Annotated in this window: 10 protein-coding genes; 7 read left to right on the plus strand and 3 right to left on the minus strand. The window is 67.8% G+C overall.

The genetic code is table 11. The annotated features are described in order from the left end of the window. Nucleotide 1 precedes the first annotated feature (1 nt). Entirely contained in the window at nt 2–1,417 is a 1,416-nt protein-coding gene (locus tag AB0O71_RS10305; protein ID WP_363745064.1) for a dicarboxylate/amino acid:cation symporter, read from the minus strand. Nucleotides 1,418–1,682: 265 nt separating this feature from the next. Between AB0O71_RS10305 and AB0O71_RS10310 the strand changes: the two genes are divergently transcribed. From AB0O71_RS10310 to AB0O71_RS10330, 5 genes are all read left to right on the plus strand, one after another. Continuing rightward, nucleotides 1,683–2,171, plus strand: a complete 489-nt coding sequence (locus tag AB0O71_RS10310; protein ID WP_090153057.1) for a YajQ family cyclic di-GMP-binding protein — start codon at nt 1,683–1,685, stop codon at nt 2,169–2,171. A 40-nt stretch (nt 2,172–2,211) separates the two neighbouring features. Further along, nucleotides 2,212–2,961, plus strand: coding sequence for a hypothetical protein (locus AB0O71_RS10315; RefSeq protein ID WP_363744962.1), 750 nt, complete (start codon nt 2,212–2,214; stop codon nt 2,959–2,961). A gap of 39 nt (nt 2,962–3,000) precedes the next feature. After that, nucleotides 3,001–3,417 carry a DUF3151 domain-containing protein gene (locus AB0O71_RS10320; protein ID WP_363744964.1) on the plus strand — a complete coding sequence of 139 codons (417 nt, stop codon included), beginning with the start codon at nt 3,001–3,003 and terminating at the stop codon, nt 3,415–3,417. Between the two features lie 106 nt (nt 3,418–3,523). Next, on the plus strand, nt 3,524–4,810 hold the full coding sequence (locus tag AB0O71_RS10325; protein ID WP_363744966.1) for an adenylosuccinate synthase: 1,287 nt from the start codon (nt 3,524–3,526) through the stop codon (nt 4,808–4,810). Between the two features lie 14 nt (nt 4,811–4,824). Next, nucleotides 4,825–5,127, plus strand: coding sequence for a chorismate mutase (locus tag AB0O71_RS10330; protein ID WP_363744968.1), 303 nt, complete (start codon nt 4,825–4,827; stop codon nt 5,125–5,127). Nucleotides 5,128–5,201: 74 nt separating this feature from the next. Here the strand turns inward: AB0O71_RS10330 and fdhA are convergent, their stop codons facing one another. Further along, on the minus strand, nt 5,202–6,413 hold the full coding sequence (fdhA, locus tag AB0O71_RS10335) for a formaldehyde dehydrogenase, glutathione-independent (RefSeq protein WP_363744970.1): 1,212 nt from the start codon (nt 6,411–6,413) through the stop codon (nt 5,202–5,204). A gap of 212 nt (nt 6,414–6,625) precedes the next feature. Here fdhA and AB0O71_RS10340 point away from each other — a divergent pair, with 212 nt between their 5' ends. Both AB0O71_RS10340 and AB0O71_RS10345 read left to right on the plus strand, forming a co-directional pair. Then, complete coding sequence (locus AB0O71_RS10340) at nt 6,626–7,558, plus strand: AraC family transcriptional regulator (protein ID WP_363744972.1); 933 nt, start codon at nt 6,626–6,628, stop codon at nt 7,556–7,558. Between the two features lie 54 nt (nt 7,559–7,612). Beyond that, nucleotides 7,613–8,662, plus strand: a complete 1,050-nt coding sequence (locus AB0O71_RS10345; RefSeq protein ID WP_363744974.1) for an Rv2578c family radical SAM protein — start codon at nt 7,613–7,615, stop codon at nt 8,660–8,662. A 74-nt stretch (nt 8,663–8,736) separates the two neighbouring features. Here AB0O71_RS10345 and AB0O71_RS10350 read toward each other — a convergent pair whose 3' ends face one another. After that, nucleotides 8,737–9,753 carry a 3-methyladenine DNA glycosylase gene (locus AB0O71_RS10350; RefSeq protein WP_363744976.1) on the minus strand — a complete coding sequence of 339 codons (1,017 nt, stop codon included), beginning with the start codon at nt 9,751–9,753 and terminating at the stop codon, nt 8,737–8,739. Between the last annotated feature and the right edge of the window lie 199 nt (nt 9,754–9,952).

The following is a 9,952-nucleotide window of genomic DNA, read 5'->3' on the forward strand; positions in this document are numbered from 1 at the left end:
GTCAGCTCTGGCGCACTGCTGCTTCTCGGCCTGCTGCTTCTCTGCCTGCTGCTTCTCTGCCTGCTTCTTCTGCTTGAGGCGCCTCGCTCGACGCGCTTGCCGTTTCGACATCGGTGTTGTCGAAGGCCAGACCCTCGCGGGGGGCGTTGTACAGGTCGAGGTCGATGATGCCCTCGCGCTTCGCAACGATCGCGGGGACCAGGGCCTGCCCGGCGACGTTCACCGCGGTGCGACCCATGTCGATGATGGGGTCGACCGCCAGCAGCAGGCCGACTCCCTCGAGCGGCAGCCCGAGCGTCGACAGCGTGAGCGTGAGCATCACCGTCGCGCCCGTGGTGCCGGCAGTTGCCGCGGAGCCGACCACCGAGACGATGACGATCAGCAGGTACTGCACGATCGTGAGGTCGATGCCGAAGAACTGCGCGATGAAGATCGCCGCGACTGCCGGGTAAATTGCGGCGCACCCGTCCATCTTGGTCGTTGCTCCGAGCGGCACGGCGAAGGAGGCGTAGCCGCGCGGCACACCGAGGTTGCGCTCGGTGACGCGCTGGGTGAGCGGCAGTGTGCCGATGGACGAGCGGCTCACGAAGCCGAGCTGCACCGCCGGCCACACTCCTGAGAAGTACTGCTTCACGGAGAGACCGTGCGATTTCACGAGAATCGGGTAGACCACGAAGAGCACCAGTGCGAGGCCGAGGTACAGCACCGCGACGAACCACGTGAGCGTGCCCATCTGGTTCCAGCCGTACTCGGCGACGGCGTTGCCGATGAGGCCGATCGTGCCGATCGGGGCGAGCCGGATGATCCACCAGAGGATCTTCTGAATGATCGCGAGTGCTGATTCCGTGAGTACGATGAACGGCTCGGCCTTCTCGCCGATCTTGAGCGCTGCGATGCCCACGGCGGCCGAGATCACGATGACCTGCAGCACATTGAAGCTCGGGCTCGCCGAGAGCGCGCCGCTGTCGACATCGACGCTGCCAGAAACGCCGAGTCCGAGGAAGTTCGCGGGGACGAGGCCGGTGAGGAAGTTCCACCAGGTGCCGACCGAACCGGGCGCTTCGGGGGTCAGCGCGGTCTGCGATGCCGTCGAGCCGGGTTGCAGCGTGACGCCGAGCACGATGCCGATGGTCACCGCGATCAGCGCGGTGATGGCGAACCAGAGCAGAGTCTGGCCAGCCAGGCGGGCCGCGTTCGTCACCTTGCGGAGCCCGACGATGCTCGACACGATGGCCGTGAAGACGAGAGGGATCACCGCGGCGCGCAGCAGCGAGACGTAGCTGCTGCCGATCGTGTCCAGCGTCGCGTGCAGGCCATTGGGATTGTCTTCGGCATCGGGGCCGAGTGACATGGCGATGCCGCCGAGCACGAGGCCGATGACGAGGGCGGCGAGGATCTGCCACCCGAACGACGTCATCCAGCGGGGGAGGCGGCGCGCCCGATGCGGGGCAGCCTGAGTTGCAGACACGGCGAGGAGTCCTTTCGAGTGCAATGTGGCGTGCGGAACCCGGACAGCTTAGCAAATCATTCGTTCCGCGAATATGTGTCATTACATTCTGTTGCAAATCACGTGGCGGGTCACTTGCGGAGGGTGTCGCGGTCCTTTCGGGCGCCGACACCCTCCCAGAGCGACCCGGATCCGGAGTGGGGTGGCGGTGCCGCCCCTCGGGTACGCTGGGGGCATGGCTGATTCTTCGTTTGACGTGGTGAGCAAGATCGACTCGATGGAGGTCGAGAACGCGGTGAACCAGGCGCGCAAGGAGGTCGAGCAGCGCTACGACTTCAAGGGCGTCGGCGCCGACGTCTCGCTTTCGGGTGAGAAAGTGCAGATCAAGGCGAACACGGAAGAGCGCGCGAACGCCGTGCTCGATGTGCTGCACTCGAAGTTCATCAAGCGCGGTCTGTCACTGAAGGCGCTCGACACCGGTGAGCCCTACGCCAGCGGCAAGGAGTACCGCATCGACGCGCAGCTGAAGGAAGGCATCGATCAGGCCACCGCGAAGAAGCTGAACAAGCTGATCCGCGACGAGGGCCCGAAGGGCGTCAAGTCGCAGATTCAGGGCGACGAGCTGCGCGTCTCCTCCAAGAGCCGCGATGACCTGCAGGCGACGATGGCGCTGCTCAAGGGCGCTGACATCGATGTCGCTCTGCAGTTCGTGAATTACCGCTAGCCGCTCGCGGCAGCGGAACGGTCGACGCTACGGTGAGCGCATGCGAACGATCCTCACCTGCGCTGCCGCGGTGCTGTGCAGCGCGATCCTCCTGACCGGGTGCGCGACCGAGCCCTCGACTGCGCCCGGAGCGACGAGCGCTCCGTCGACGTCCGATCCCTCTGCCACTCCGACCGAGACGCCGGAACCGACACCGACGTCGGAGCCCACTCCGGAGCCGTGGGAGCGCGCAGGTGACGCGGCGGGTCCCGTGAGCTTCGAGCTACCGCCGGGGTGGTCGCTGGTGCGCCTGCCCTCCGCCAACGACGACATGGGCTTCTTCCAAGCGCAGGTCGTGGACCCGGAGGGAGCCGCACAGCTCTACTTCTCGAACCAGGTGACGGGACTCGGCGGCGCCTGCGCCACAGACATGGCCACCCTGCGCATCGAGGAGCTCGACTCGGAGCCGGTCGAGATCGCGGGGTTCGTGCCGGAACCCACCGACGAGGCTGGCGCGCCGACCACGGACGCGCGGTTCGTGTACCGGGTCTCCAACCTCGGAGACGGTGCCGTGGCCAGCCTGTCGCTCGCGAACTTCACCCCGCGTGATAGCTGCATGTATTACAACCGGCTGCTCGGCGGCACCGGGGCGACGCCGTCGAATTCCGTTGTCGCCGCCGACTGGATGCAGGTCGACAGCACGTCGAGCGGGCGCGTATTCGCGAGTCGCGCGGAAGCCGAGGCCTTCATGCAGACGGAAGAGTATGCGACGCTCAAGCGCATCCTCATGTCGATGCGGCTGCAGGCGTGAACCGGCGTCTCCTCGGAGCCGCATCGCTACACTGACAGGATGATCGGCGCGAATCTGCTCGAACCAGAACCCACTCTTCTGTCTGCCGACACCGCGGTGTCGCAGGCGCTCGACTCGGAGCGCGGCCTCGATGCCGTCGTGCGCGAGCACCCGGAGTCGCCGCTCGTCTGGGCGCTGCTCGCCGATGCAGCCGACGCCGAGGGGCGCGAGATCGAGGCGTACGCGTTTGCGCGAGTCGGCTATCACCGCGGGCTCGACGCGCTGCGCAAGGCCGGATGGCGCGGGGCGGGCCCCGTCCCGTGGTCTCACGAGCCCAATCGCGGCGTATTGCGCGCGCTGTACGCGCTGCGACGCGCTGCCGAGCGCATCGGGGAGACGAGCGAGGTGGAGCGGCTCACGGAGTTCCTCGACGGCGCCGACCCGGCGGCGATCACCGCGATCGAACGAGAGCACTGAGCGTTCCGCCCCGGCGATTCGTCGCCGGACGGCGGGCTCCGCCGGGAGACGGCGGCCCTTCGCTAGACTGGGCCGGTACGTGCCGTTGCCGAAGGAAGGGGCTGAAATGCCCGCAGTGCTCATCACCGGTGCCCAGTGGGGCGACGAGGGGAAGGGTCGGGCGACCGACCTCCTCGGCAGCCGCGTCGACTACGTCGTCAAGTTCAACGGCGGTAACAACGCCGGTCACACCGTTGTCGTGGGGGCCGAGAAGTACGCGTTGCACCTGCTCCCGTCAGGGATCCTGACCCCCGGCGTGACGCCGGTGATCTCGAACGGCGTCGTCGTCGACCTCGAGGTGCTCCGCGGTGAACTCGAAGCGCTCGGCGGCCGGGGCGTCGACGTCTCGCGCCTCAAGGTCAGCGCGAACGCTCACGTCATCACCGCGTACCACCGCACGCTCGACAAGGTGACGGAGCGCTTCCTCGGCAAGCGCCAGATCGGCACCACGGGTCGCGGCATCGGCCCTGCGTACGCCGACAAGATCAACCGCGTCGGCATCCGCATCCAAGACATCTTCGACGAGGGCATTCTGCGGCAGAAGGTCGAGGCCGCGCTCGAGTTCAAGAACCAGGTGCTCGTCAAGATCTACAACCGCCGCGCCATCTCCGCCGACGAGGTCGTGGAAGACCTGCTCAGCTACCGCGAGATGCTCGAGCCGATGGTGTGCGACACGGCGCTGCTGCTGCACGAGGCGATGCAAGACGACAAGACGGTGCTCTTCGAGGCCGGCCAGGCCACCATGCTCGACATCGACCACGGCACCTACCCGTTCGTCACCTCCTCGAACGCGACGGCCGGCGGCGCGAGCACCGGTTCGGGGCTGCCGCCGCACGCGCTCGACCGTGTGATCTCCGTCGTCAAGGCGTACACCACGCGCGTGGGCGCGGGACCATTCCCGACCGAGCTGTTCGACGAGTCGGGCGACTACCTGCGCAAGCAAGGGTTCGAGTTCGGCACCACCACGGGGCGGCCCCGGCGCTGCGGCTGGTACGACGCGCCCATGGCCCGCTATGCCGCACGCATCAACGGCGTCACCGACTTCGTGCTGACGAAGCTCGACGTGCTCTCCGGCCTCAAAACGATTCCGGTGTGCGTCGCCTACGACGTCAACGGCGTGCGGCACGATGAGATGCCGGTGAACCAGAGCGACTTCCACCACGCGAAGCCCATCTATGAGGAGTTCCCGGGCTGGAACGAGGACATCTCGGGTGCCCGTCGCTTCGAGGATCTGCCCAAGAACGCACAGGACTACATCATCGCGCTTGAGGGCATGAGCGGATCGCGCATCTCGGCCGTCGGCGTCGGCCCCGAGCGCGATCAGGTCGTGGTGCTGCACGACCTCCTGGGATAAGCGGAGGATCGCGCATGAGCGAGCCGACCCCCCTCGAACGCCTCGAACGGCTGCGATCGAGCATCGACAACATCGATGCGGCGCTGGTGCACTTGCTCGCCGAGCGATTCCGCTGCACGCAGGAGGTCGGGCAGTTGAAGGCGGAGCACGACATGCCGGCCGCCGATCCCTCGCGGGAATCGCGTCAGATCGACCGACTCAAAGGGCTCGCTGCAGACGCGCACCTCGACCCGGAGTTCGCCGAGAAGTGGTTCAACTTCGTCGTCGCCGAGGTGATTCAGCACCACACGCAGATCGCCGACGAGCACAACGCGTAAGTCGGCCCCGACGCAGTGATGCGCGGCGCACGTCGATGAGAACGTGCGCCGCGCATCACTGATGCCGCTTGCCGCTACGACACCATGCCGTGCGGATCGATCACGAACTTCTGCGCGGCGCCCGCGTCGAACTGCGCATAGCCCTCGGCTGCCTGATCGAGGCTGATGGTGGTCGCGCCGACGGCCTTCGCGATATGCGCGCGGTCGGCGAGAATCAGGTTCATCAGCTGCCGGTTGTACTTCTTGACCGGGCACTGACCCGTCACAAGGCGGTGCGACTTCGCCCAGCCGAGGCCGAGGCGCACGCCGATCTGCCCGTGCTTCGCCGCCTCGTCGACGGCCCCGGGGTCGCCCGTGACGTAGAGCCCGGGAATGCCGAGTGATGCGCCCGCCCGGGCGACGCTCATGACGTCGTTGAGCACGGTCGCCGGGGCCTCTGCCGCGTCATGACCGTGCCCTCGCGCTTCGAACCCGACGGCGTCGACGGCGGCGTCCACCTCTGGCTCACCCACGATGTCGGCGATGATGTCGGCGAGTGCGTCGCCCTTCGAGAGGTCTGCCGCGGCGCAGCCGAAGCTCTCGGCCTGGCGCAGGCGGTCGGCGTTCATGTCGCCGACAATGACCGTCGCGGCGCCGAGCAGTTGCGCGGAGTACGCCGCTGCGAGGCCGACCGGCCCGGCACCCGCCACGTAGACGGTCGATCCGGTGGTGACGCCCGCCGAGACCGCCCCGTGGTAGCCGGTCGGGAAGATGTCGGAGAGCATCGTGAGGTCGAGAATCTTCTCGAGGGCCTCATCGCGGTCCGGGAACTTCAGAAGGTTGAAGTCGGCGTAGGGGATCATGACGTACTCGGCCTGACCGCCGAGCCAGCCGCCCATGTCGACGTACCCGTAGGCTGCGCCCGCACGCGCGGGGTTCACGTTCAGGCAGATCCCGGTCTGGCCCTCGTTGCACATGCGACAGCGGCCGCAGGCGATGTTGAACGGCACGGAGCAGATATCGCCGACGCTGTGGAAGAGCACGTCGTCGCCGACCTCGACGACCTCGCCCGTGATCTCGTGGCCGAGCGTCTGGCCGACGGGCGCCGTAGTGCGGCCGCGCACCATGTGCTGGTCGCTGCCGCAGATGTTGGTCGTGACGAGCTTGAGAATCACGGCGTGCGGGGCGGATCGCTTGATCCCGAGCCCCTCAGCGACTTCTTGCGGCAGCTCCAGCGTCGGGTAGTCGAAGTTCTCGACCGCCACTTCGCCCGGGCCCTTGTAGACGACGATTCTGTTGCCTGACATGGAGACTCCATTCTGACGAGGCGCTTCGCTGCGCCGCTGCGTACCGTGTAGCATCACCGGTAACACCACGGTATGGCACCGAATGCCCGTCGGTATGTGCCGCCTCTGCACGAGCATTGGCAGTATCTGCGCGAGTGAGCGGCGCTGATCGGGTGCGTGATGACAGGTTGCAGCAAGCAGTGTCGAAGCGCCGGGGGATGCCAATGGAGCCGATGAGCGTTCACGGGATCGAGGCGTGGCAGCGCCTGGCCAGTCGCATGTTCGTCCCGCTCCAATGCCGTGCGGAGGGGCCTCGGTTCTCGGCGCGAATCGCCCAGCGCCGCATCTCCCCGTCGATGTGGGTGAGTCGCGTGGCGTTCGACGCGCACGAGGCCGAGCGGCCACGCGCACTCGTCGACGCCGATGCCGCCGATCACCTGCTCGTGATGATGCAGTTGCGCGGATCCTGGACGCTGTCGCAGCGCGGCCGCGGCGCGCGACTCGGCGCCGGTGCGTTGGCGTTCGTCGATGTGGCGGAGCCGTATCGCATGTCAGTGCCGACGCTCGGGCAGGATCTCATCGTGCTGCAGCTGACCCGGGAGTCGCTGGGGCTTTCCGATCGCGCGATCGGCAGTTCGGTCGCGCGTTCGACCGGATCTTCCGTACCCGGCCAGGCGGCGCTGCGCGCGCTGCTGTTCAGTCTGCAATCGCGGCAGCTCTCACTCGACGCCCGCTCGGGGGCGGGTATCGCGCGGGCCGTGAGCGACACGCTCGCTGTCGTGATGCGGGCGCTGGCGAAGGAGGAGGCGCCCGATGAGGATCGCCGCGCGCGCCTCGCGGTGCTGCAGCGCTGGCTGCGAGAGCACTGCGGTGATCCCGGCGTCACGGTCGATCGCCTCGCAGCGCATCATTTTCTCTCGGTGCGTCAGGTGCATGCCCTCTTTGCCGAAGCGGCGGACTCGCCCGCGGCGTACTTGCGGCGCGTTCGCTTGAGTCGTGCGACGGAGCTGCTCGAGGAGCGGGGGCGCACGGGCATGACGGTGCGCGCGATCGCCGGTGAATCGGGGTACTCCGACTCCGCGACGTTCATCCGGGCGTTCACGCGCACCTACGGTTGCTCGCCCACGCAGTGGCGCCGAGGCGTGGCCGGCTCGCCCGAGGGGTAACCGCAGGCGGGCGGTTCGTTTGCAATTCATTCGAACGTATGTTCGAATACCTGCATGAGGTGGAGTGGGCAGTCGGTCGCGGCATCCGAGGATGGGGCGCTGGCCGGCCTGTCGATGTCACAGGTGGCGGCGGTTCCCGGGCATCTCCGCACTGTCCGATCCCCGGAATACGCAGGCATGGCGTTCCACGAAGTGCTCGCGAAGAGCGCGTTGAACCGTGTGCCGGGTGAATCGTCGATGCCGTTCTCCTGGACGATCAACCCGTACCGGGGATGCTCGCACGCGTGCGTGTACTGCTTCGCCCGCGGCTCGCATCGGTATCTCGATTTCGACACTGGCAAAGACTTCGACGCGCAGATCGTCGTGAAGGTCAACGTGGCCGAGGTACTGGGCCGGGAACTGGCTCGGCCGTCGTGGGGACGCCAGTGCGTGGCGCTCGGGACGAACACCGACCCGTACCAGCGGGCCGAGGGGCGGTACCGTCTCATGCCCGGCATCATCTCAGCGCTCGCCGCGAGTGGCACGCCCATGTCGATCCTGACGAAGGGCACGCTGCTTCGGCGGGACCTGCCGATGCTGGTCGACGCCAGTGAACGGGTGCCCGTCGAACTGGCGATGTCGATCGCCGTCGGCGACCACGAACTGCAGCAGTCGATCGAGCCGGGCACTCCGACCACTCGCGCGCGGCTCGACACGATCGCGGCCGCCCGGGACGCGGGCCTCGCGGCCGACGTCTTCATCATGCCCGTGCTCCCCGGTCTGACGGATGGACCGGACCAGCTCGAGCGCTTGATCAGAGACATTCGCGATGCCGGGGCGAGATCCGTCGTCTACGGAGCGCTGCACTTGCGATCGCACGTGAAGCCGTGGTTTCTCGAATGGCTCGAACGGGAGCACCGCGAGCTCCTGCCGCTCTACCGGTCGTTGTACCCGGGCGCTTCGAGCCGGGCGCCGCAGGCGTACCGAGTGGAGCTCGCCGCCCGCATCCGGCCGCTCATCTCGAGATACGGCCTCGAGCGCACGGGCACGTCGCGCACGCGCACGCTCGCGCAGAACGCGGCGGCGGAGGCGACCCCCGGCGTGCCCGCGCCCACACTCTTCTGACGCGCCCGCCACCGCCATTAGCCGCTGCGCCTGCGGCTGCGCCCTCACTGCGGCTGCGCCGCGTGCGAGCGGGGTCACTCTTCGTGCGTGTCTCCCGTGCGACACCCACCAACAGTGACCCCGCTCGCATTGGGCGCGGCGGCGCGAGCGGCCGCATCGGACGCGGCGGCGGCGCGAGCGGCCGCGATCGCGTCGAGCACGCGTCGACGCAGCGCATCGCCGCGTTCGGCGAAGCCGCGCTGGAGGTGCGCGTACTCGCGCTTGCCCTCCGGGGTCTCGATCGCCACGGCGGTCAGCACCCGCCCGTCTGCGCCGGTGAACGCGCTCACATCGTAGGGGGAGGCGCGCATGTCGACTTCGCGAATATCGCGGGCCAGCACGAAGGCATCGAGCAGCACCTCCCCGGGAACGATCGGCCCCAATTTCGCCGTCCACTTGTACACGTCCATGCCGGCGTGCAGGCAGCCCGACTGCTCGGTCTCGGACTGCGTCTCGCGTGTCGGGCGCATCGTGTTGAGCGGTGCGGCATCGGGGGTGAAGAAGCGGTACGCGTCGAAATGGGAGCACCCGATCGAGTGCGTCTCGACGACGTGGTCGGTCGCCGCGTGCCCGATGCGGAGGGGGAGCGAGGTGTGGCGCAGCTGCTCGGGCGTCATGCGATAGACCATCGCCCACTCGTGCAGACCGAAGCATCCGAATCGGGGCGGCCGGGAGACCGTCTCGCTCAGCAGCCGCTCCACGTAGTCGACCGTGCCGCCGCGGCGCGCGAAGAACGCATTCACATCAACCTCTGCAGCGCCGACACCACGGTCGGCGTTGCCAACACTGACCGGATCCGTGCCGACCGCGCGGTAGTGCTTCCACGTCGCGCGATCCGGCGCCTCTGCCAGCTGCACCCCAGCACCGGGGTGCCATTTCGCGAGCTCGGACGGCTTCACGGAGTAGTAGGTCCAGAGGAAATCCTCGACCGGGTGACGCTCGTGCCGGAGCCGCCGGTCGAGGTGTGCGGCGGTGAGCGCGCGGGCCCGGCTCGCATGGGATTCCGCACGTGCACACCACTCGGATGACGCGAGAACAACGGGAGCCGGCACCCAGCGAGTGTAACGCTCGGAACCCGCACACGGCGTTGCAGCGCGCAGGGGTGAAAAAGGGGGTGAAGTTCTGCTGAAGTCGCCGGTCACCCGTGCCGCACCTGTTTAGCTTGACGAGTTTGTGGTGGGGAGCGCTCTGCGCCTGCACCACCGGTCGACGCGAACGGTGCACCGGGCGTCGAGTCGAACTTCGTAGGGG

It is taken from the genome of Leucobacter sp. NPDC077196 (assembly GCF_040687075.1).
GTDB lineage: Bacteria > Actinomycetota > Actinomycetes > Actinomycetales > Microbacteriaceae > Leucobacter.

Excerpts from the sequence above, each read along its gene's own strand:
- AB0O71_RS10320 (WP_363744964.1), top strand. The coding sequence starts at position 3,001 with ATGATCGGCGCGAATCTGCTCGAACCAGAACCCACTCTTCTGTCTGCC.
- AB0O71_RS10310 (WP_090153057.1), top strand. The coding sequence starts at position 1,683 with ATGGCTGATTCTTCGTTTGACGTGGTGAGCAAGATCGACTCGATGGAG.
- AB0O71_RS10305 (WP_363745064.1), bottom strand. The coding sequence starts at position 1,417 with ATGACGTCGTTCGGGTGGCAGATCCTCGCCGCCCTCGTCATCGGCCTC.
- AB0O71_RS10345 (WP_363744974.1), top strand. The coding sequence starts at position 7,613 with ATGAGGTGGAGTGGGCAGTCGGTCGCGGCATCCGAGGATGGGGCGCTG.
- AB0O71_RS10315 (WP_363744962.1), top strand. The coding sequence starts at position 2,212 with ATGCGAACGATCCTCACCTGCGCTGCCGCGGTGCTGTGCAGCGCGATC.
- AB0O71_RS10340 (WP_363744972.1), top strand. The coding sequence starts at position 6,626 with ATGAGCGTTCACGGGATCGAGGCGTGGCAGCGCCTGGCCAGTCGCATG.
- AB0O71_RS10325 (WP_363744966.1), top strand. The coding sequence starts at position 3,524 with ATGCCCGCAGTGCTCATCACCGGTGCCCAGTGGGGCGACGAGGGGAAG.
- fdhA (WP_363744970.1), bottom strand. The coding sequence starts at position 6,413 with ATGTCAGGCAACAGAATCGTCGTCTACAAGGGCCCGGGCGAAGTGGCG.
- AB0O71_RS10330 (WP_363744968.1), top strand. The coding sequence starts at position 4,825 with ATGAGCGAGCCGACCCCCCTCGAACGCCTCGAACGGCTGCGATCGAGC.